Origin of the sequence: Mesorhizobium sp. M8A.F.Ca.ET.181.01.1.1, assembly GCF_004792025.1 — a bacterium.
Classification (GTDB): Bacteria; Pseudomonadota; Alphaproteobacteria; order Rhizobiales; family Rhizobiaceae; genus Mesorhizobium.
Map to the genome: position 1 here is coordinate 366,530 of NZ_SRTV01000007.1, position 19,991 is coordinate 386,520.

20 protein-coding genes and 2 pseudogenes are annotated in these 19,991 nt (G+C 64.2%); 11 read left to right on the forward strand and 11 right to left on the reverse strand.

The features are described 5' to 3' along the window. Positions 1-4: 4 nt before the first annotated feature. A pseudogene (locus EN824_RS25005) lies at positions 5-411 on the forward strand (ACT domain-containing protein). Positions 412-413: 2 nt separating this feature from the next. On the opposite strand, the gene EN824_RS25010 reads toward EN824_RS25005, so the two are convergent. The 3 genes from EN824_RS25010 to EN824_RS25020 all read right to left on the reverse strand — a co-directional run bounded on the left by EN824_RS25010 (position 414) and on the right by EN824_RS25020 (position 2,394). Continuing rightward, entirely contained in the window at positions 414-866 is a 453-nt protein-coding gene (locus EN824_RS25010) for a GNAT family N-acetyltransferase (RefSeq protein WP_135932803.1), read from the reverse strand. Between the two features lie 197 nt (positions 867-1,063). Further along, positions 1,064-2,098, reverse strand: coding sequence for an aspartate-semialdehyde dehydrogenase (locus tag EN824_RS25015; RefSeq protein WP_127279020.1), 1,035 nt, complete (start codon positions 2,096-2,098; stop codon positions 1,064-1,066). A gap of 107 nt (positions 2,099-2,205) precedes the next feature. Further along, positions 2,206-2,394: a hypothetical protein gene (locus EN824_RS25020; protein ID WP_127279021.1), complete on the reverse strand. Its 189-nt coding sequence runs from the start codon at positions 2,392-2,394 to the stop codon at positions 2,206-2,208. A 345-nt stretch (positions 2,395-2,739) separates the two neighbouring features. Here EN824_RS25020 and EN824_RS25030 point away from each other — a divergent pair, with 345 nt between their 5' ends. Beyond that, positions 2,740-4,602, forward strand: coding sequence for a DEAD/DEAH box helicase (locus tag EN824_RS25030; protein WP_135863483.1), 1,863 nt, complete (start codon positions 2,740-2,742; stop codon positions 4,600-4,602). A 32-nt stretch (positions 4,603-4,634) separates the two neighbouring features. Here EN824_RS25030 and EN824_RS25035 read toward each other — a convergent pair whose 3' ends face one another. Then, positions 4,635-6,074, reverse strand: a complete 1,440-nt coding sequence (locus tag EN824_RS25035) for a glycosyltransferase (RefSeq protein ID WP_135863485.1) — start codon at positions 6,072-6,074, stop codon at positions 4,635-4,637. A 139-nt stretch (positions 6,075-6,213) separates the two neighbouring features. Between EN824_RS25035 and EN824_RS25040 the strand changes: the two genes are divergently transcribed. From EN824_RS25040 to EN824_RS25050, 3 genes are all read left to right on the forward strand, one after another. After that, positions 6,214-6,924 carry a DUF805 domain-containing protein gene (locus EN824_RS25040; RefSeq protein WP_127872774.1) on the forward strand — a complete coding sequence of 237 codons (711 nt, stop codon included), beginning with the start codon at positions 6,214-6,216 and terminating at the stop codon, positions 6,922-6,924. 155 nt (positions 6,925-7,079) lie between these two features. Continuing rightward, complete coding sequence (locus tag EN824_RS25045) at positions 7,080-7,508, forward strand: polyketide cyclase (protein ID WP_127872773.1); 429 nt, start codon at positions 7,080-7,082, stop codon at positions 7,506-7,508. Further along, positions 7,501-7,956 carry a MarR family winged helix-turn-helix transcriptional regulator gene (locus EN824_RS25050; protein WP_127872772.1) on the forward strand — a complete coding sequence of 152 codons (456 nt, stop codon included), beginning with the start codon at positions 7,501-7,503 and terminating at the stop codon, positions 7,954-7,956. Before EN824_RS25045 ends, EN824_RS25050 begins: the two co-directional genes overlap by 8 nt. Positions 7,957-7,969: 13 nt before the next feature. On the opposite strand, the gene leuB is transcribed toward EN824_RS25050, so the two are convergent. The 3 genes from leuB to EN824_RS25070 form a co-directional block, all read right to left on the reverse strand. Continuing rightward, complete coding sequence (leuB, locus tag EN824_RS25055; RefSeq protein ID WP_127872771.1) at positions 7,970-9,073, reverse strand: 3-isopropylmalate dehydrogenase; 1,104 nt, start codon at positions 9,071-9,073, stop codon at positions 7,970-7,972. 324 nt (positions 9,074-9,397) lie between these two features. Continuing rightward, complete coding sequence (locus EN824_RS25065; protein WP_127276575.1) at positions 9,398-9,748, reverse strand: VOC family protein; 351 nt, start codon at positions 9,746-9,748, stop codon at positions 9,398-9,400. Positions 9,749-9,760: 12 nt separating this feature from the next. Beyond that, positions 9,761-10,144, reverse strand: a complete 384-nt coding sequence (locus tag EN824_RS25070; protein WP_135932805.1) for a RidA family protein — start codon at positions 10,142-10,144, stop codon at positions 9,761-9,763. Positions 10,145-10,408: 264 nt separating this feature from the next. Here EN824_RS25070 and EN824_RS25075 point away from each other — a divergent pair, with 264 nt between their 5' ends. After that, the gene (locus EN824_RS25075; RefSeq protein WP_127276573.1) at positions 10,409-13,858 is read left to right on the forward strand and encodes a tetratricopeptide repeat protein; all 3,450 of its coding nucleotides are present in this window, start codon (positions 10,409-10,411) and stop codon (positions 13,856-13,858) included. Positions 13,859-14,015: 157 nt separating this feature from the next. On the opposite strand, the gene EN824_RS25080 is transcribed toward EN824_RS25075, so the two are convergent. From EN824_RS25080 to leuD, 3 genes are all read right to left on the reverse strand, one after another. After that, the gene (locus EN824_RS25080) at positions 14,016-15,020 is read right to left on the reverse strand and encodes a L,D-transpeptidase (RefSeq protein WP_135932806.1); all 1,005 of its coding nucleotides are present in this window, start codon (positions 15,018-15,020) and stop codon (positions 14,016-14,018) included. Positions 15,021-15,454: 434 nt separating this feature from the next. After that, the gene (locus tag EN824_RS25085) at positions 15,455-16,390 is read right to left on the reverse strand and encodes a hypothetical protein (RefSeq protein WP_135932807.1); all 936 of its coding nucleotides are present in this window, start codon (positions 16,388-16,390) and stop codon (positions 15,455-15,457) included. Positions 16,391-16,444: 54 nt separating this feature from the next. After that, positions 16,445-17,050 (reverse strand): 3-isopropylmalate dehydratase small subunit, encoded by a 606-nt coding sequence (gene leuD, locus EN824_RS25090; RefSeq protein WP_127276567.1) that lies wholly within the window; start codon positions 17,048-17,050, stop codon positions 16,445-16,447. 153 nt (positions 17,051-17,203) lie between these two features. Between leuD and EN824_RS25095 the strand changes: the two genes are divergently transcribed. The 5 genes from EN824_RS25095 (at position 17,204) to EN824_RS25115 (ending at position 19,871) form a co-directional block, all read left to right on the forward strand. Continuing rightward, on the forward strand, positions 17,204-17,629 hold the full coding sequence (locus EN824_RS25095; RefSeq protein WP_127276565.1) for a GNAT family N-acetyltransferase: 426 nt from the start codon (positions 17,204-17,206) through the stop codon (positions 17,627-17,629). Between the two features lie 87 nt (positions 17,630-17,716). Next, the gene (locus tag EN824_RS25100; RefSeq protein WP_135932808.1) at positions 17,717-18,034 is read left to right on the forward strand and encodes a metalloregulator ArsR/SmtB family transcription factor; all 318 of its coding nucleotides are present in this window, start codon (positions 17,717-17,719) and stop codon (positions 18,032-18,034) included. Further along, positions 18,034-18,480 (forward strand): SRPBCC family protein, encoded by a 447-nt coding sequence (locus tag EN824_RS25105; RefSeq protein WP_135930019.1) that lies wholly within the window; start codon positions 18,034-18,036, stop codon positions 18,478-18,480. Before EN824_RS25100 ends, EN824_RS25105 begins: the two co-directional genes overlap by 1 nt. Before the next feature lie 43 nt (positions 18,481-18,523). Further along, positions 18,524-19,015: an SRPBCC domain-containing protein gene (locus tag EN824_RS25110; protein ID WP_135932809.1), complete on the forward strand. Its 492-nt coding sequence runs from the start codon at positions 18,524-18,526 to the stop codon at positions 19,013-19,015. Positions 19,016-19,085: 70 nt separating this feature from the next. Further along, on the forward strand, positions 19,086-19,871 hold the full coding sequence (locus tag EN824_RS25115) for a DUF72 domain-containing protein (RefSeq protein ID WP_135932810.1): 786 nt from the start codon (positions 19,086-19,088) through the stop codon (positions 19,869-19,871). Positions 19,872-19,883: 12 nt separating this feature from the next. Here EN824_RS25115 and EN824_RS36160 read toward each other — a convergent pair. Continuing rightward, positions 19,884-19,991 (reverse strand): annotated as a pseudogene (locus EN824_RS36160) (IS110 family transposase); the annotation flags it as partial.

Sequence of the window (19,991 nt, forward strand, 5' to 3'; positions counted from 1 at the left end):
AAAAATGACCGGCGAGACCGATCTGAGGACTCTGTTGGCGTCGATGACGCCGGAATTGCTTGATGGCACCTATGTCTTTGCCACGCTGAAGCCCGGCGTTCCGCGGCCCGAAGGCCTGGAGCCGGTGATGGTGTTTCGCGAGCGCGAAGGCACGACCCTGATCGTGACCGAGGAAGCCGCGCAGACCATGGGGCTGGCGGCCTCGTTCCGCTGCCGGATGATCACACTGACATCCACTCCTCGCTGGAAGCGGTCGGCTTCCTTGCCGCCATCACCGCGCGCCTCGCCGCCGCCGGCATGGGCGTCAATCCGGTCTCGGCTTTTTATCACGACCATCTGTTCGTGCCGGCCGAGCGGGCGGAAGAGGCGATGGCATTGTTGCTAAGGCTGGCGGAGGACAGCGCGACCTGAAATCAGCGCCTGCGGACATAAAGAATGTCCGGCAGCCCTTCCTCGTTGGTCGTGCCGTCGCCGAACGCCTCCGCCTGGAACCCATGGCGCTCATAGAACCGCCGGGCGCCGGTATTGGCCTGGAAGCAATGGAGTTTGACTTGAGGCAGCGCGGCGGTCGCGTCCATCAGCAGCCGGCTGCCGATGCCTTGCCCGGTCGATGCCGGGTCGAGATAGAGCTGTTCCACCCAATCGCCGATGACGGCGATGAAGCCGACAATGTCGGCGCCGTCCTCGGCGACCGTGACCTGCTGGTTGGGCAACACGATATCGCGGATGAAGGCGAGGTCCTCGGCCGGGGTGTGAATGACCGGCATCCAATCGAAGGAGTTGAGCGCCGCCCGCAATATTCTGGCGATGGCGGCTGCATCGGAAGCGACGGCCGGGCGCAGAGCAATTTTGGCGCTATCAATCATACCAAGCCCCGCGACGAAAGCGGATTTCGCGGCCGGCGCCGCCCCTCATCCGCCTGCCGGCACCTTCTCCCCGTATAGTGACGGGGAGAAGGGAGCTAACGGCCGAACGCTGAGCCCGCGACCGCGGGCCGCCGGTCGTCCGGCGCCCCCGCGGAGGGCCAGCCGCGGCAGCGGCGGTGCGGCCCGTGAGCGAAAAATTATGCCGCCTTCTTCTTCGGCTGGATCAGGCCGCGCTCGACCAGCAGCTCGGCGATCTGCACCGCGTTCAGGGCCGCGCCCTTGCGCAGATTGTCGGAGACGATCCACATCGACAGGCCGTTGTCGATGGTCGAATCCTCGCGGATGCGCGAGATGAAGGTGGCGTCCTCGCCGGCCGATTCGAGCGGCGTGATGTAGCCGCCGTCCTCGCGCTTGTCCAAGACCTGGCAGCCCGGCGCCTCGCGCAGGATGTCGCGCGCCTCGTCGGCGGTGATCGGCTTTTCGAACTCGATGTTGACCGCTTCCGAATGGCCGATGAACACCGGCACGCGCACGCAGGTCGCCGTCAGCTTGATCTTGGGGTCGAGCATCTTCTTGGTCTCGGCGACCATCTTCCATTCTTCCTTGGTGGAACCGTCGTCGAGGAAGACGTCGATATGCGGAATGACATTGAAGGCGATGCGCTTGGTGAACTTCTTGACGTCGACCTGGTCGGCGACGAACACCGCGCGTGTCTGCGTGAACAGTTCGTCCATGCCTTCCTTGCCGGCGCCCGACACCGACTGGTAGGTGGCGACGACGACGCGCTTGATGGTGGCGGCGTCATGCAGCGGCTTCAGCGCCACGACGAGCTGCGCCGTCGAGCAGTTCGGGTTGGCGATGATGTTCTTGCGCGTGAACAGCGAGATCGCGTCCGGATTCACTTCCGGCACGATCAGCGGCACGTCCTGGTCGTAGCGGAAGGCCGACGAATTATCGATGACGACGCAGCCCTGCTTGCCGATCTTCGGCGACCATTCCTTGGAGACATTGCCGCCGGCCGACATGATACAGATGTCCGTGTCGGAAAAATCATACTGGTCGAGCGGCCTGACCTTCAGCGTGCGGTCACCGAACGACACTTCCGTGCCCATGCTTCGCCGCGAGGCCAGCGCCACGACTTCGCTGACCGGAAAGCCGCGCTCTTCCAGTATGTTGAGCATTTCCCGGCCCACATTGCCCGTGGCGCCGACGACTGCAACCTTGAAACTCATAGAAATCTCCTGTCCCTCTCCGCTTGGTTTTTGGAGAAAACCCGCCGGCCAAGTGCGGGTTCCGTCCCCCGGGCCGGACCCGGGAGAGGGTGGTTAGGCCAAGGGAATCACACCGTTTTGGTGGTGGTTTTTTTGGCCATGGTTTTGCTGGAACGAGCGGACGCGCCGACACGCCCGGCCCAATGGTTCGCATTGAGGCTGGGGGCATCGAATGCAAGATGAGCCATCAAAAGGCCGCGCATCGAAAAACGATCCCGTTCGAAGCGGGCTTTTACGCGGTTTCGATAAAGAGTCAATTGGCGCGCCCTTCCTTCTCCCCGTCACTATACAGGGTGAAGGTGCCCGAAGGGCGGATGAGGGGCGGCGCTGACGTTGGCAGATAGCTCGTCCGGAGTGAGCCTCCTCGCCTTACTTATCAGCATTCGCGCCGCCCCTCACCTGCCTGCCGGCATCCTCTCCCCGTATAGTGACGGGGAGAGGGGCGCTCCCGCCAGCGGTTTCGCCAATCGCCGTGCTACGCAGCACCCTGTACAAGAAGGGCGGCAGGAAGTACGAACGGCCAAGATTGTTCGGCTGGCGCGGCGCCAGCCCCGTCATGTGCTCCATGATGAGCGCAGAACCCTGAATTCCGAAAGAACGAGATGTCCAACTTCGATGGTATTGTTCCCGCGCTGGCCCAAGCGCTGGAAAAACGCGGCTATTCCGACCTGACGCCGGTGCAGAAGGCGGTACTGGAACTCGGCCAGGCCGACGCGCTGGTGTCGGCCCAGACCGGCTCGGGCAAGACCGTGGCCTTCGGCCTTGCCATGGCGCCGACGCTGCTCGACGGCGCGGAACGTTTCGGCCCGGCCGCGGCGCCGCTGGCATTGGCGGTGGCGCCGACGCGCGAGCTGGCGCTGCAGGTGACGCGCGAGCTCGAATGGCTCTACGAGCCGACCGGCGCCACGGTGGCGTCCTGCGTCGGCGGCATGGACATGCGCACCGAACGGCGCGCGCTGGAGCGCGGCGCCCATATCGTCGTCGGTACGCCCGGCAGGCTGCGCGACCACATCACCCGCAATTCGCTCGACATGTCGACGCTCAAGGCCGTGGTTCTCGACGAGGCCGACGAGATGCTCGATCTTGGCTTTCGCGAAGACCTCGAATTCATCCTCGACGCCGCGCCGGCCGACCGTCGCACGCTGATGTTCTCGGCCACCGTGCCTCGCTCCATCGCCACGCTCGCCCAGGGCTATCAGCGCGATGCCGTACGCATCTCGGCCGCCGGCGAGGAAAAGCAGCATCTCGACATCGAGTACCGGGCGCTGAATGTCGCCCAGGCCGACCGCGAGAACGCCATCATCAACGTTCTGCGCTTCTATGAAGCCAAGAACGCGCTGGTGTTCTGCAACACGCGCGCCGCCGTCAACCATCTGACCGCGCGCTTCAACAACCGCAATTTTTCGGTCGTGGCGCTTTCGGGCGAGCTCAGCCAGAACGAACGCAGCCACGCGCTGCAGGCGATGCGCGACGGCCGCGCCAAAGTCTGCATCGCCACTGATGTCGCGGCGCGCGGCATCGACCTGCCCAACCTCGAGCTGGTGATTCACGCCGACCTGCCGACCAATCCGGAAACGCTCCTGCACCGCAGCGGCCGCACCGGGCGTGCCGGGCGCAAGGGCGTCAGCGCACTGATTGTGCCGGGCAGCGCCCGCAGGCGCACCGAGCGGCTGCTGCAAAGCGCCAAGCTGACGGCGACATGGGCGAGCCCGCCCTCGGCCGACGACGTGATGCGGCGCGACGACGAGCGCATCCTTGCCGATCCGGCTTTCGACGAACCGGTGAAGGATGACGAGCGTGCATTCATCGACGCGCTGCTCGCCAGGCACGGTGCCGAACAGGTGGCGGCCGCTTTCGTGCGCCAGTGCCGCTCCAGCCGCTCGGCGCCCGAGGACCTCATGGACGTCGCGCCGTTCACACCTTCGCGCGAAAGGCTGGCGGGCGAGAAGTTCGCGCACCGCGACGAGACGCCCAGCCGCCGCGACGATTTCGGCGCCAGCGTCTGGTTCTCGCTCTCGGTGGGACGCCGGCAGAATGCCGAGCCGCGCTGGTTGATCCCGATGCTGTGCCGTGCCGGCAGCATCTCGAAGCGCGAGATCGGCGCCATCAAGATGCAGCCGGAAGAGACGTTCGTGCAGATCGCCGCCGACTGGGCGGACCGGTTCGTGGCGGCAATCGGCCCCGACCGCAAATTGCAGGGCACCATCCTGGTGAAGCGGCTGGACGGAACGCCGGACCTGTCGCGGGCCGGCTATCAGCCGCCGAGCCCGGACAAGAAGCCGCATCGCGGCAAGGCGCCGTTCGATCCGAACGCGCCGAAGCGCAAATTCGACAAGCGTGCTCCGGTCGACCAGCGCCCGGCCGCCGCGCATGAGGCAAAGCCGTGGGCGAAAAAACCCAACAAGCCGAAATTCGAAAATACCGGCGCGCCGAAGCACAAGAAGACGAAGAAGCGTCCGTCGTAAGACCGACGCGAAAGCGGGCCGCGGATTTTGCGTCAGGCCGTCTCGGAATGCTGGCGGGCCGCGCTCTCCTTCAGGCCGGCCTTGATGGCGGCCCAGCTTGCCGATGCCGGCGTCGGCCGGTGGTTTTGGGCGATGCGCCCCGCCAGTGCGGATCGCCAGGCATGGTCTTCCGCCATTTTGCGGATCGCAGCGTACCAGCCGGCCTGGTCGTCGGGGTCGATCGCCGGCATCATTCCGCCGGTCGCCTCGATCAGTGACGGCGCGGTCGAGACGATGACCGGAACGCCGAAATCGAGACATTCCGAAGCGCCGTAGCCCCAGCCCTCTATATGCGAGGGAAAGACGCCGAAAGCGGCGCTGCGATAATAGCCGATGAGCTCCTCGTCGCTGACCAGCCCGGTGAATGTGACCGACTGGAGCAGCTCGGGATGCGCCGCGAGATAGGCGCGCAGCGGCTCGATCATCCATCCCCAGCGCCCGGCGCAGACAAGCCGCGGCAGTTTTACGCCTTCTTCCAGTGCCTGCTGCCAGATCCGCGCCAGCAATATGTGGTTCTTGCGCACTTCGATGGTCGAACAATAGATGACGAACGGTTCGCCGGTCTCGATGCGCGAGGTCGCGCCCATGCGCGAAGCGGTTTCGTGCAGGATCGAAGGCATCGGAAAGCGGTACACCACAGGCGCGGAGACGCCGGCCTTGCGCATGTGATCGGTCAGAGTCGCGCCAACCTCGTCGGAAGCGCAGAACGCCGGCGCGCCGCTGCGCACCAGCTGTTCGAGATAAGAGCCGAAACGGGTTTCGCCGATGCCCGAACCGACCAGGTCCGGGCGCAGCGCCGGGATGAGATCATGGCAAAGCAAGGCAAGCTTGCCGGCGGCGCTTGAAACCGCGGAGCGGTCTTGCTGGGTCAGGACGTGATGGCTGATCAGCACGAGGCCCGGCTCCGCCTCGGTGCTCCGGCCCGGAGCATCGGGCTCCACGCACAGCCGGATCCGCGCCCGCTGGTACAGGCGATAGGCGCGGATCAGCAGCTGCGTCGCCTGGTAGGCAGCCCCTTTGCGGCCGCTTGTCACCGTCTTGGCAAGATGGCGGTCCGTCTCGCGCTTGTGCCATGGCTGTTGCCTCACCGCAGCCAAAGCCTGCGACAGGGCCGTGCGTCTTCCCGGCCACTGTTTGGCGCGGTGCGGTGAAATCCGGCCCGTCGCGACGTGATCCAGTTCATAGGGGGCAAGCGGCCGAAACTTGCCCTCGTTCGGCCTGAACGCCACCACCTCCACGCAAGGATCGGGATCCGCCAGCGCCGCGTTGACGAGAAAGCTCTCCACGCGCGGAATGCCCGCCAGGCCCTTGCCGGCCGGCCACAACATCAGCCCGGTGACGTCGATGGCCAATGTGGGGGAGGCCGATGTCGAAGGCGTCGCGGTCTTACCGTCCTCGATCACAGCGCCGGCATCGGAACGTTCGACTGTCATTGTCTGCTTTGGCGAAACGGTTGCACTCGATGTCTTATGCTTCATTTGCCGGGGAAGCGGTAGCCTGGGAACACGGCTTGCCCCCAGGCTCAGCCCTGTGCCACACCTTCACTGGGACGCGGCGACAAGCGGGTGGGTCATGCGCGGCGAAGTGCTTCACTACGACGAGGTCCAGGGCTTCGGTTTCATCACCGGAGCCGATGGCAACCGCTACACTTTCACCCGGGAGAACCTTCGCCGGCAAACCACGATGCCCACTGGCACGCTGGTCGAATTCCAGGCCAGCGGCGGCCAGGCGCGTGACGTTTTTTCGATCTCCGCCCGGGCGGCCAGCCCGGCCGCCGACGCCGGCGCAAGCCCCGCACCGGCTCAAACTGGTCCCGCGCCTGCGGCTGCCGCATCGCACGCGCAGCATTTCGGCCGGATGTGCGAGCCAACCGAACCCAGTGATCTCTGGAGCTATTTCTGGCGTGGACTGACGCAGAACTACTTCAACTTCGCCGGTCGCGCCCGCCGCAAGGAATATTGGGGCTACTGCCTGTTCTGGATGGTCTGCCTGCTGATCATCTTCGGCATCGGCATCTTCACCGATATCGAGATGGGCAATTTCGACACCGACGTCTCGGCGGCGGTCACCGTTGGCTTGTGCGGCACCTTCCTGCTGGCGACATTCCTGCCCGGCCTCGGCATGACCGTACGCCGGCTGCACGACATCGGCCTGTCGGGCTGGCTCTATCTGCTGATCCTCATTCCGAGCATCGGCAGCCTGATCATCCTGGTCTTCGCGCTGATCCCGACGCAGGCGCGGGAAAACCAATGGGGACCGGTGCCGGCGGGGGTCAGAATCTAGCCAGCGTGCATATTGCGGAGGATTAGGTCACTCCCAGGATCCACCGTGGGCCGGAGGTCATCATGGCTGAAGATTTCTCTTGCAATTTAATCCGTGCACAGATAGTCTGTGCACGGATCGAATAATCGATCACGCAAGACGGATGGAGCAAGACGATGTGGACCAATGAATACACCGCGACTTCCCCGCTTCCGGCGCAAGCCATCTGGAACGCGCTCAGGGCATTGCATGAAGGCCGCCTGACCTATGAGGGCTCCGACACCTTCGTGCTGCACGGGCCGTTCGCCAAGGGCACCCGCGTCTCGGTGACACCGGTCGGTCAGGACACATTCGAATCGGTCATCGTCGATCTCGTCGACAACGTGACCTATGCCGACGAAACCTCGTTCGGCGACACGACGCTGCTGTTCCGGCACACGCTGGTGCCGGTCGAAGGCGGCACGCAGGTGACGCACCGGCTCGATATCTCGGGCCCTTCGGCCGCCGAGGTCGGCCCGGAACTCGGGCCGCAGATCAGCGGCGATTTCGACGTCTCGATGGCCAAGCTGTTCGAGCAAGCGGAGGCGTTGGCGAAGAATGGCTGACGGTCAGGATTTGAACACCCGCTTCAGCGGACCTTCGGAGAGCCCCGGCTTGCTGCTCTGGCGAACCACCATGCGCTGGCAGCGCGTCATGACGGCGGCGCTGGCGCCGCTCGACCTGACGCATGTCCAGTTCGTGCTGCTCGCATCGGCGATGTGGCTCGGCCGCGATGGCGAGCCGCCCAACCAGGTGCAGCTCGCCGCCCAGGCCGGCACTGAGGTGAAGATGACCTCGGATGTCATCGCCCGGCTGGAAGCCAAGGGATTGATCGCACGCGAGGCTGATCCCCGGGATTCCCGGGCCAAGGTGATCCGCGTCACATCAGCCGGGGCGGCGGCGGCGCAGCGCGCCATTGTCGCCGTCGAGGCCGCCGACGCGGCCTTCTTCGAACCGGTGGACGAGGCGAGGCTCGTCGGCCTGCTGCGTCAGCTTGCCGGCGAGATCCGCTGAGGCCGAACGAGCGTTACGCCAGGAATTTGGCGATGATCGCGTCGCCCATCTCGACCGTACCGACCTCGGTCATGCCCGGCCAGAAAATATCCTTGGTGCGCAGGCCCTGGTCGAGCACCGCGGCGATTGAAGCTTCGAGCTTGTCGGCTTCATCGACCATGCCGAAGGAATAGCGCAGGCACATGGCGAAGGAGGCGATCATGGCGATCGGATTGGCGATGCCCTTGCCGGCAATGTCGGGCGCCGAGCCGTGCACCGGCTCATAGAGCGCCTTGCGCTTCTTGGTCTTCACGTCGGGCGCGCCGAGCGAGGCCGACGGCAGCATGCCGATCGAGCCGGTCAGCATGGCGGCGATGTCGGACAGCATGTCGCCGAACAGATTGTCGGTGACGATGACGTCGAACTGCTTTGGCCAGCGCACCAGCTGCATGCCGCCGGCGTCCGCCAGCATATGGTCGAGCTTGACGTCGGAATAGCGCGCCTTGTGGGTCTGGGTGACGACTTCGTTCCACAGCACGCCAGACTTCATGACGTTGCGCTTTTCCATTGAGGTGACGTGGTTCTTGCGGGTCCGCGCCAGCTCGAAGGCGACGCCCGAAATGCGCTCGATCTCGAACGTGTCGTAGACCTGCGTGTCGATGCCGCGCTTCTGGCCGTTGCCGAGATCGATGATCTGCTTGGGCTCGCCGAAATAGACGCCGCCGGTCAGCTCGCGCACGATGAGGATGTCGAGGCCTTCGACCACTTCCTGCTTCAACGAGGAAGATGCCGCCAGCGCCGGATAGCAGATTGCGGGCCTGAGATTGGCGAACAGCTCCAAGTCCTTGCGCAGGCGCAAGAGTCCGGCCTCGGGGCGCACCTCGTAAGGCACCGCATCCCACTTCGGCCCGCCGACGGCGCCGAACAGCACCGCGTCCGCCGCCATCGCCTTTTCCATGTCGGCATCGGAGATCGCCGCGCCATGCGCATCGTAGGCACAGCCGCCGACAAGGCCCTCATCGGTGACGAAGCCGCTGCCGAGCTTTTCGTTCATCGCCGCGATCAGCTTCTTTACCTCGGCCATGGCCTCGGGGCCGATGCCGTCGCCGGGGAGCAGGAAAAGATGCTTCGTTGCCATGGAGAAAACCGTCCCAGAAAGATTTGAACCGCGGCCTTGCTAAACGCCAAGTGGTTGCAGCGCAAGCCGTAACGGGAGGGAGAACGCCGCGATGCGAACAAGGGCACCATCGGCGATCCTTCGCGCCCCCCTCTGTCCTGCCGGACATCTCCCCCACGAGGGGGGACATTGGCTATCATATCGGCCTTCGCAAATGTCAGGCGTTTACAGATAGCGCCGTTAGCAAAGCTGCCGATCTCCCCCCTCGTGGGGGAGATGCCCGGCAGGGCAGAGGGGGGCGCTGGCCGCCGGGATGCCCAAGTTACTGCCCCATGGCAGATGCCATCACCGGTGCGAGAGAATGTTGACCAGCCGTCCGAGGGGATCGCGCACATAGAAGCGCCGCACGCCCCAGGGTTCGTCGGCAGGCCCATATTCGATGGCGAAACCGGCGGCCTGCATCGCTTCGAGCGCCGCATCGACATCGTCGACTTCGATCGACAGGTCCGGCACCGGCGTGCCGGACCCGCCTTGCGCCATGAAGCTGACCTGCACCTGCATCGTCTCCCCGGAGCCGTAGGTGGCGATCCAGCCCTGGTCCATGAGCAGATCGAGGCCGAGCACATCGTGGTAGAAACGGCTGGCCGCCGCCGCGTCCCGTGTCTCGATATTGGCCACGATGCGCCGGACCTTCATCGCCTTGGTCTCTCAGGCGGTACGCCGCAGCGCCGTCACCTCGATCTCGATCTTCATTTCCGGTTTGTTCAGCTGGCACACGATCATCGTCGCCGCCGGCCTGATGTCGCCGAACGTCTCGCCGAGGATCGGGAAGACGACACCCACGAAGGCCTGATCGGTGATGTAGTAATGCGCCCGCACCACATCCGCCATTTCGAAGCCGCCATCCCCGAGCGCCTTGCCGATCGTCGCCAGGCAGTTACGCGTCTGCGCCTCGACCGTCTCCGGCATCGTCATGGTCGCATAATCATAGCCGGTCGTCCCGGACACGAAACACCAGTCGCCCTGCACCACGGCACGCGAATAGCCGGCGGTCTTTTCGAAGGGTGAGCCGGTGGAGATGAGTTTGCGCATGAGGAGCCTCGCCATGATTGCAACCATTCTGTGGCGAAAACGCCGATCCTGCCATGGGCCAATACGAATGGATCGGCAGCGCAGAATCGGCGCCACCGACGGGCCCGCCCTGTCCGCCTCCGCGCCCTGTTGGCCTCCGCGAGGACGGGAATCCGTGAAGTATGCCGCCATTGCAATTTCTGCTTGCATTCCGGAACAAAAACAGAACTAATATGAAACAGCCGCGAGACCCGTCGCGGCAGCTCCGGGGGGAGGATCAGAGCCATGTCAGGCGGCACCGACGCGCTTGCGCGCGCATTCGTTGGTTCTTTGCGCGTCTGGCTGTCGTTGGCTGGGATGGGAGCCATTATCGTTCTCGCCACGCCGGCGTTCGCGGCCGGCGCCGACCATGCAACCTGTTTCAGCCGTGGCAAGGTCGACCCCGACCAGCGGACCGCTGCCTGTACCCGCGCGATCGCGCTAACGCCGGACGACGCCGGCCTCTATGTCAATCGCGCCAAGGCTTTCAGCAGGAAAGGCGAGCACGACCGCGCCATCGTCGACTGCGACGAAGCGATCGAGATCGACCCCGCCAACGCAAAGGCTTACGGCGTGCGCGGCATTGCCTGGCAGGACAAGGGCGACCACACCCGCGCCATTGCTTCGTTCGACGAGGCGATCCGGCTGGACCCGGCAAATTCGGCTTTCCGCTTTAACCGCGCCAAGAGCTGGGGCTTGAAGGGCGACTATGCCCGGACTCTCGCCGATCTGGATGAAGCGATCCGCCTCGACCCGGCCGACGCCCAGGCTTACCGGGTACGCGGCATGACGATGGCCCGGATCGGCAAGGCAAAAGAAGCATTTGCCGATCTCGACAAAGCCATCTCCTTGAAGCCGACCGATCCAGGGTCTTACTTTATCCGGGCATTGGTCTGGAAGACGATCGATCCCGACAAGGCCATCGCCGATCTGGACAAGGCCATCGCGCTCGATCCGGCCAACCCTAAATACGCCGAGGAAAGGCTGAGCCTCCAAGCCACCCGACGGCCCCCCGACCCCGCGGCCAGTCCGGCTTATGAAGCAGCCGAAGAGCCTGCCGCGCCGCGCGTATACGAGCCGCTTCAACTCTACCCCAGGAAAGAGGACCATTCCGAGCGCGTTGCCTGGGAACTGAAGCGGGGATTGGAGCAGCAGGTACAGGGCTACGTCGCCGGCGCAATCGCAAGTTTCAGCTCTGCCATTCAGCTCGATCCCTACAATGCCGAGGCCTTTTACGATCGGTCGCTCGCCGAGGCATCGCAGGGCAACTACGCCGCTGCCGCCAATGATTGCCGACGCGCCGTTGAACTGGACCCCGGGCGCGCGGGCTCGTGCAACGAGCATGCGCCCGGCGAACCGGACCAGTCGGCAGCCGGGAATGTGAGGGACCCGGCCGCCGCAAAAGTCCTGGTCGAACGCGCCGAGGCGCGGCTGGCGGATTATAGCGTCGGTGGCGCGCTTCTCGATCTTTCCAAGGCGATCAGCCTCGACCCTAACAATGCCGAGGCCTATCTCGTACGCGGCCGCGCGAGGACATTGAGTGGCGACAAGGCCGGCGCCGCGGCGGATTGCCGGCGCGCCGTCGAACTCGATCCGCGGCGGGCTGGAATCTGCGACAAGCAGGTCACGGGCGACAGCGTCGAATTGGCGCCACCGCCGGACGCACCAGCGGCGGAGCCCGAGAAGCCGCCATCGGCCATTCCGGAGATGACGGCCGCGCAAGGCAAGGCGCTGACCGAGAGGGCGCTGGCCGCAAAGGATCCGCGCGCCCTGGAGGCCGTCCTTGGTGGCGACGCCTTTCTCGACATGGGCAAGTATGACCAGGCGATCGGCGCCTACGACAAGGCGATCGAGCTCGATCCCGAAAACCGCTTTGCCCATTTCGGCCGCGGCCGGGCCTGGGCCGCCAAACGCGATTACGGCAAGGCGATCGCGGACTACGACAAGGCCATACGGACCAGTCCCGACTTTGGCGCGGCGCTTTCGCACCGGGGTCTGGCCAAGGCCACCTCGGGTGATGCCGATGGTGCGCTTGCCGACTGCGGCCGCGCCGCCGACCTCGACCCGAAGGCGCGCGACGCCTTCTACTGCAAGGGCGTGGCCTGGCACGCCAAGGGCGACGCCGGGCGTGCGATCGCCGCCTATTCCGTCGCGATCGGGATCGATGCGAAGGATGACGCCAGCTATTATGCGCGCGGCATGGCGCGGGCCGACCGGAAGGACTATGCCGGCGCCGTCGTCGACTTCGACGAGGCACTGCAGCTCGACCCCGGCAATCCCGACTATGCCATCGCCCGCAAGGCGGCGGCCAACGCCGGCCGGGAGCCAGCGGCGAAAGCCAAGGCCGCGGCAACCAAGCCCGCCGGCCAGGCGCGAACCAAGATCGTCGAGGACGCTATCGAGCAGGGAACGATCTGGCGCGCCCAAAATCAGTTCGACCGGGCGATCGAGCAGTACGACATAGCGGTCGCCGCCGACCCATCCAATGCCGGCGCCCACACCTTGCGCGCCTTCACCTATGCGTTGAAAGGCGACCCCGACCGGGCCATGGCCGACTACGACAAGTCGACAAAGCTCGATCCAAAGTCGACCGACGCCTATTTCTACCGTTCCGCCATCTGGCTGCAGAGAGGCAAGATCGACCGGGCCATCGCCGATCTGAGCACCATCATTTCGCTGCAGCCGGCCAATGCCGACGCTTATGTGCTGCGCAGCCGGGCCCGCGCCGTGAAACACGATTGCGACGGCATCATCGCCGATTCCACGGAGGTGATCCGACTGCGGCCAACGGATGCCGAAGCATGGTTCAACCGCGGATTCTGCTGGAACAGGGAGAAGCAATACGACCGCGCCATCGCCGACCTGGATGAGGCTTTACGCCTTGATCCAAACCACGCCAATGCCAGCAAGGAGCGCGACGATGCGGCCATGGCGAGAGCGGCAAACAAGCAGGCGCCAACGACAGGGGGCGCGGCGGCAACGACGCGCGACATCACGAAGAGTGGCATAGCCCTCTACAACAAGGGTCGCTACGACCTTGCGATCGCCAAATTCGATCAGGCATTGGCGCTCGATTCCAACGATGCCGAGGCTTTCGGATATCGCGGTCTCGCCTGGGGGCAGAAGGGCAATTACGATCGCGCCATAACGGACTACGGCAGCGCGATTGCGCTCGAGCCAAAGAACGGCAGCTATTATTCCGCCCGTGGCTTTGCCTGGACGGCCAAGAACGACCACAAACGGGCCATCGACGATTTCAGCAAGGCGATCGAGTTCGATCCCACCTACGCCCTGCATTTCCACGCTCGCGGGATCAGCCGGATGACCATAGGCGATTACGACGGCGCCATAGCAGACTATGACGAAGCCATCGGCCTTAGTCCGGGCGTCGCCAAAATGCGTGTCGATCGCGGTATCGTCTGGATGGCCAAGGGCGATGCGAAGCGCGCCCTGGCGGATTTCGACATGGCGATCCAGATCGATCGGAACAGTCCGGGCGGCTACTTCGGCAGAGGCCTGGTGCAGGCACGCGCGGGCGATCACGACGGCGCGATCGCCAACTTCACTCACGCCATCAAGCTCTACCCCAACTATGCCGATGCCTACACTTTCCGGGGCCGTTCCTGGGAGGCAAAAGGCAACACCAAGCGCGCCAAGGCCGACCGCAGGAAAGCGCTGAGCCTGGGAGCAAATTGAAGCTTGTCCGGTTGGGATTGCGAGCAGTTCCGGCTGGCCCATGGCCGGCTCCGAGCGGTAGACGCCGCTATGGATTTTGACGTTGAAGACCTTGTGCGCCGGCTACCGTGAGGTGCTCTGCGGTCCCGGTCAGGGGTTCTGCATTGCCCGCCATGCGTCAGCCGGGTTGGTCCTTGGCCGATTCAGCTGTTTCTCCGGTGAAGACAACCCTTGTGCCTTTGTGCACCTCAAGGGCGAGGTCTTCGGCATCCCAATTGGTCAACCTGATGCAACCATGCGAGAAGGTCTTCCCGATCTTGCCGGGTTCGGGCGTACCGTGAATCCCGTAACTTTCAATGGACAGATCGATCCAGATCGATCCGACAGGATTGTTAGGTCCGGCAGCGATGGTGAAGGGCCTTTTGGTTCTTACCCCCTTGAAGGCGAAGTGAGGATCATAATGATAGGTGGGATTGTGGACCACGCGCGTGACTTGTGCCTCGCCGCTCGGCGCCGGCTTCTCTTCGCTTCCAATCGAGGCGGGGTAGACCGAAATCACTTTGCCGGAATTGTCGAGAACGCGAACTTGGCGCGCGGCCTTGTCGACTTCGAGGCTGGCAACGGCTGAGGAGGGATCGCCTCGGGCGATAGCCGGCACCAGCAACTTTGCGCCGGCCGTCCTGAAGCTGATGCCCGGGTTGAGCCTTCGCAGCAATTGTTCGCTGATGTGGAAGCGCTCTGCGATCCGTTCCAACGAACTGCGATAGCCGAGCCTGCGCAGGTGAGCCATTCTTTCCATGCTGGCCGGAATGCGCTTGGTAAACGGTCCACGCACGTCCTTGCGCGTCAGCTCGTAGTTCACAAGAACCGCGCCTTGCGAGGTTGCGACCAGATTGTCCCAGGTCTCCCGGTTGAGCTTGCCATCGGCGGGCAGCGCGTTGGCCGCCTGAAATGCCCGCACCGCCTTGGTGAAGTTCTCCGCCTGGTGGCCGTCAATGAGGCCCGACGAGAACCGCGCGCGATCCAAAAGGATCTGTGCCTTCAGCACGGTCGCATCGACGCCCTTCGTTGCAGCGTCGCCGAATTGAGCATTGTTGACGGTGGCTGCGTCCAGCTTTGCCGCCTCTGTGGCGCCAGCCGCGAAGGCGAACAAAACAAGCGCCAGAAGAACGAGTCTGACCATCAATGTTACTCCAGGCACTGCCGCGCGAAGCTGCTTCTATGACGCCGCTCGGCCGATCTGGTTCCGTTTGTCCCAGCAAATATCGCCGTTGAGTCTGGTTGGGCAGAAGGCCATCCTCGATCTCCGCGCCGGCGACCGGCGGCGCTCAAAGGAAGAACGGCGCATAAACTGCGGTCCTGCGCGCGTCGGCAACGATGGACGGTTGTCGCGCGTAGGCAGAGGAAATTAGCCCCGCGCGGACGACAGCCGTAGGAGCGTCAGCATAGCGCCGGTCACAGGAATAGACGCGGACCGACTGTCCCCATCCGCGGTGGCCACAGTGTGCGAATTTGACCTGTTTGATCGGCTGCAACTTGGCATCTGATTCGCCTGCTGCGTAGAAACAAAGGGACAGAGCACTAAAGTGCGCCCGGTTTTCGCCGGAAATGCCCCGGTTAGTTCGCCGACCCCAGCGCCTTGTCCAGCGCTTTCTTCACATCGGCCGGCCATGTCGCCACCGGCGGCCAGGCGTTCGGTTGGCCATTGTCGCCGCGACGGGCGAAGTAGAGCTGGTGCTTGGCCGGGTCAACCGCCATGAAGCCGTCATTGCCGCCGCAATCATGCGGTACGCAGCCGCTGGCATAGAAGGCGCCCGATGCGGTCTTTTCCGTGCCGCCGCCGACCAGCAGGCTGGTCGCCATGTCGGGCATGTCCTTGCCGAGCAGTTTCTGGGCTTCCTTGTAGACGGCCTCATTGTGGAAGGCGTCGATGATGTTGTCGTATTTCGACGGGTCGATATCCTTCCAGTCCGTGCCGGGCTCCGGCATGTAGGCCAGATTGCCCGAAATGGTCAGTCCGCTCGCTGGCGACCATTGCAAAGCCGGCTTTTCATCGCCGGGCAAAAGATACGGCACGAAATAGATGGCGTTGTCGGACACCGCCGAGGGCGGCGCGCCGCACTCGTCCTGCTCGACCGTGATGCTCTGGATGGCGCCACCCTCCGGCTTCCAGACGATCACCTTGGCCGGGCCGCACTGGTTGCCGCCATCGCCGACATCGACCAGCGCCACATTGACGTCGCCGATCTTGACGATCTTATCGAAAAAGACGTCATAGTTGCTGGCCAGCTGTTTGCCGTCATAGGACAGCACCTTCTCGCCGTCCTGCTCCGGCTGCGTGATGGTGAGTTGGCCGCCTTCGAACGGGATCGGCGCCTGCTTGTCGTCCTCGGAAGCGTCGGCAGCGTTCGTTCCCGTGTCCTGGCCGGTGGCTGGCTTTTCGGCCGCCGGCGCCTGCTCCGCGGCGGGCGTCTGGGTCTGGGTTTGCGCAAACGCGGTGGGTGCCAACAACAAGGCCACCCCGCAGGCGCCGGCCAGAAGCTGGTGTCTCATGACTGTCCCTCCCTCAGTCGCGTCCCGGCAGGAAAGGCCGGGCCTATCGGCCGCTCAGGCCCAGGGGCGCAGTTCGGCGTTCTTCTTCTCGAACGAGGCGATGGCGCCGGCCTTTTCCATGGTCAGGCCGATGTCGTCGAGCCCGTTGAGCATGCAATGCCGCTTGAAGTCGTCGAGATCGAAGGTCACGACGCCGCCGTCCGGGCCACGGATTTCCTTGGCTTCGAGATCGACCGACAGAGTTGCGTTGGAGCCGCGCGAGGCGTCGTCCATGAGCTTCTCCAGGTCCTCGGGGCTGACGGTGATCGGCAGCACGCCGTTCTTGAAGCAGTTGTTGTAGAAGATGTCGGCGAACGAGGTCGAGATGACGCAGCGTATCCCGAAATCGAGCAGCGCCCATGGCGCGTGCTCCCTGCTCGAGCCGCAGCCGAAATTGTCGCCGGCGACCAGGATCTGCGCCTTGCGGTAGGCCGGCTTGTTGAGCACGAAGTCCGGATTTTCCGAACCGTCGTCCTTGTAGCGCATCTCGGCAAACAGGCCGGTGCCAAGCCCGGTGCGCTTGATCGTCTTGAGATAATCCTTCGGGATGATCATGTCGGTGTCGACATTGACGATCGGCATGGGGGCGGCGACGCCGGTGAGCTTGGTGAATTTTTCCATGGCTTTGGCCCGTGTTTTCGTTGCGGGGGATTTTCTGGAGCCCGGTTTACACAAAGCCGCGGGCAAATAAAAGGCAGCTGTTCGTGCGCGCCGGCGCCAGGGTGCCGACGAAACGGCTTCGAATTCACCGCCCGATGGTGCACTCTGGCTGTGATGGCAGAAAACTCCCACGTCCTCTACGCCCGCGAAGCATCCCTCGATACCGCGCAGTTCCGCCGCGTGCTGGCCGAATCCGGCCTCGGCGAAGTCAGGCCCGTCGATGACGAGGCCAGGCTGAAGGCGATGCTGGAGGGCGCCGACCTGATCGTGACCGCTCGTCTCGACATGGAAGGCAAGCCGCTGATTGGCGTTGCCCGCTGCCTGACCGACTTTTCCTGGGTCTGCTACATCTCTGACCTCGCCGTATCGGCCAAGGCGCAGGGACTAGGCATCGGCAAGGGGCTGATGGACGAGGTGGCCCGGCAGCTCGGACCGTCGGTCGCCATCAGCCTGATTTCGATGCCCGACGCTGTCGGCTTCTACGAACGCATCGGCATGAAGCGCATGCCCGACGCCTTCTGGATCTCCCGCAAGCGCTGATTTTCTCTCTCGTGCAATCTTATCCGGTCGTCAATGGCGTGCGATCTTGCCGCTTGACATGCAACCAAATGGTTGCATATTAGAGCTATGAGCATGGATGCAGTCTTTCGCGCCCTGGCGGACCCGACACGCCGGCAATTGCTGGACAGCCTCCATGCCAGGAATGGACAGACGCTGAACGCGCTGTGCGCCGAGTTGGCCATGACCCGCCAGGCGGTGACCAAGCACCTGGCGATCCTGGAGGAAGCAAACCTCGTCACCACCATCCGCCGGGGCCGGGAGAAGGAGCACTACCTCAATCCGGTTCCGATCAACGAGATCGCCGACCGCTGGATTGGCAAATTCGAGCGGGGGCGGCTGACCGCCCTCAGCGACCTGAAGAAACGCCTCGAAAGGGAAGACTGATGAGCAACAGCTTCGTTTATGTGACCTATATTCGCACCACGGCCGAAAAGCTCTGGGAAGCGTTGACCGACCCGGAGTTCAACCGGCAGTTCTTCCTCTGCTCCTATCAGGAGAGCGAATGGAAGGTGGGCTCCAGCTGGAAGCTGATCTTCCCCGACGGGCGGGTCGCCGACAGCGGCGAGATCCTCGAGATCGATCCGCCGCGGCGCCTGGTCATCAAATGGCGCAATGAATGGATGCCCGAGCTCAGGGAAGACGGCTATACGCGCTGCACCTTCACCATCGAGCCGGACGGCGAGCTGATGAAGCTTGCCGTAACCCATGAAGCGGACGGGCCGCACAGGCTGATCGGCAACGTCGCCAAGGGCTGGCCGCTGGTGCTGGCCAGCCTGAAGAGCCTGCTTGAGACCGGCAAGGGCTTCGAGCGTCCGCCATCAAAGGGCTAAAGGCTCGTTTCGTCAACGAAACAAATTTGATGTGGAGGCATCCATGATCCACGCTCCCAGGGTACGGAGCATGACCAATGGCGACACCGTCATGGCATCGGCCGAGATCGAAGCGCCTCCGGAACGCATCTTCGAGGCACTGGTCGGCGAGGAAATCGGGCAATGGTGGGGGTCGGCCGACACCGAACGGATGGTCGACTGGTCGGCCGACCTGCGAGTCGGCGGCCATTGGACCGCTATTGTCCGAACGGCCGACGGCACGGACCTGCCGGCCAGCGGCGAATTCCTCGAGATCGAGGCGCCGCGCCGGATCGTCCAGACGCGGGCCTATGCATGGGACCATCCCACGCTTGGCCGGCGGCAAACCACGGTAGCCTGGCTGCTGCAGCCGACTGCCAGGGGCACGCGCCTTACCATCTGCCATGGCGGTTTTGCCGGGCTGCACGAAGCGGCGGCGGAACATGCAGAGGGCTGGGCGCGGGTGCTTGCCTGGCTGCAGGCACATGTCGAGGCTGGAAGACTGGCCGCGGCCTGAGCGGCGGGCCGTTGCTTTGCGCAGCCTCTCTCCGCCTTGACCCACACCTCATCCGGCCCACATCCCATGCATGGGAAAACAGGCATGTTTCATAGGCACGGCCGGTTGGGGCGTTCCGACACGATACAGCCAAGACTTCCCGCAACCCGGATCGCATCTCGAACGCTATTCCAGGCACTTTCCGATCGTCGAGATCGACACATCCTTCTACAAGCCGCACCGCCGCGAGACCTATGAGCGCTGGGCACGCGCCGTGCCGGAGCACTTCCGCTTCGCCGTCAAGCTGCCGAAGGCCATCACCCATGAGCACCGCCTCGCCGGCTGCGACGACCTCCTTGAGAGCTTTCTCCTGCAGGCCGAAGGTCTCGGCGCAAAGCTGAGCGTGCTTCTGGTGCAGCTGCCTCCGAGCCTATCCTTCGAGCCGGACGTCGCGAGCGGTTTCTTCGACATGGTCGGCAAGCGAACCCAAGCAAGGCTGGTTTGCGAACCGCGCCATCCCAGCTGGTTCGAAGCCGACGCTGAAGCGCTTCTGGCCGATCGCCGGATCGCGCGTGTCGCCGCCGACCCCGCTCCGGTGCCAACTGCTGCGGCGCCGGCAGGCTGGCCCGGCCTCGCCTATTTCCGCTGGCACGGCGCGCCGCGCGCCTATTACTCCGACTACGATGCCGATAGCCTCGCCAGATTTGGCCGGCAAATGGAGGCGGCGGCGGCTTTCGGTGCCGAGGTCTGGGGCATCTTCGACAACACGGCCGCCGGCCATGCGCTGGGCAACGCGCTTGCCGTCGAATCGATGATCGCCCAGACGCTTCTTCCTTCTCCCCTTGTGGGAGAAGGTGTCGCCGAAGGCGACGGATGAGCAACTGTGTTTTCAGGCTTTGTCTGGATACCAGGGTTGGTTGTGTCGAAGCATGGCGCTGAGGATGGTCATAATCTTTCGGGCCACGGCGACGATGGCGACCTTTGGTTGCTTACCGTT

Coding starts and splice junctions, on each gene's coding strand:
- EN824_RS25075 (WP_127276573.1), top strand. CDS start 10,409: ATGTCAGGCGGCACCGACGCGCTTGCGCGCGCATTCGTTGGTTCTTTG.
- EN824_RS25070 (WP_135932805.1), bottom strand. CDS start 10,144: ATGCGCAAACTCATCTCCACCGGCTCACCCTTCGAAAAGACCGCCGGC.
- EN824_RS25040 (WP_127872774.1), top strand. CDS start 6,214: ATGCGCGGCGAAGTGCTTCACTACGACGAGGTCCAGGGCTTCGGTTTC.
- EN824_RS25065 (WP_127276575.1), bottom strand. CDS start 9,748: ATGAAGGTCCGGCGCATCGTGGCCAATATCGAGACACGGGACGCGGCG.
- EN824_RS25010 (WP_135932803.1), bottom strand. CDS start 866: ATGATTGATAGCGCCAAAATTGCTCTGCGCCCGGCCGTCGCTTCCGAT.
- EN824_RS25045 (WP_127872773.1), top strand. CDS start 7,080: ATGTGGACCAATGAATACACCGCGACTTCCCCGCTTCCGGCGCAAGCC.
- EN824_RS25050 (WP_127872772.1), top strand. CDS start 7,501: ATGGCTGACGGTCAGGATTTGAACACCCGCTTCAGCGGACCTTCGGAG.
- EN824_RS25015 (WP_127279020.1), bottom strand. CDS start 2,098: ATGAGTTTCAAGGTTGCAGTCGTCGGCGCCACGGGCAATGTGGGCCGG.
- leuD (WP_127276567.1), bottom strand. CDS start 17,050: ATGGAAAAATTCACCAAGCTCACCGGCGTCGCCGCCCCCATGCCGATC.
- leuB (WP_127872771.1), bottom strand. CDS start 9,073: ATGGCAACGAAGCATCTTTTCCTGCTCCCCGGCGACGGCATCGGCCCC.
- EN824_RS25100 (WP_135932808.1), top strand. CDS start 17,717: ATGAGCATGGATGCAGTCTTTCGCGCCCTGGCGGACCCGACACGCCGG.
- EN824_RS25105 (WP_135930019.1), top strand. CDS start 18,034: ATGAGCAACAGCTTCGTTTATGTGACCTATATTCGCACCACGGCCGAA.
- EN824_RS25085 (WP_135932807.1), bottom strand. CDS start 16,390: ATGAGACACCAGCTTCTGGCCGGCGCCTGCGGGGTGGCCTTGTTGTTG.
- EN824_RS25115 (WP_135932810.1), top strand. CDS start 19,086: ATGGGAAAACAGGCATGTTTCATAGGCACGGCCGGTTGGGGCGTTCCG.
- EN824_RS25030 (WP_135863483.1), top strand. CDS start 2,740: ATGTCCAACTTCGATGGTATTGTTCCCGCGCTGGCCCAAGCGCTGGAA.
- EN824_RS25035 (WP_135863485.1), bottom strand. CDS start 6,074: ATGACAGTCGAACGTTCCGATGCCGGCGCTGTGATCGAGGACGGTAAG.
- EN824_RS25095 (WP_127276565.1), top strand. CDS start 17,204: ATGGCAGAAAACTCCCACGTCCTCTACGCCCGCGAAGCATCCCTCGAT.
- EN824_RS25080 (WP_135932806.1), bottom strand. CDS start 15,020: ATGGTCAGACTCGTTCTTCTGGCGCTTGTTTTGTTCGCCTTCGCGGCT.
- EN824_RS25110 (WP_135932809.1), top strand. CDS start 18,524: ATGATCCACGCTCCCAGGGTACGGAGCATGACCAATGGCGACACCGTC.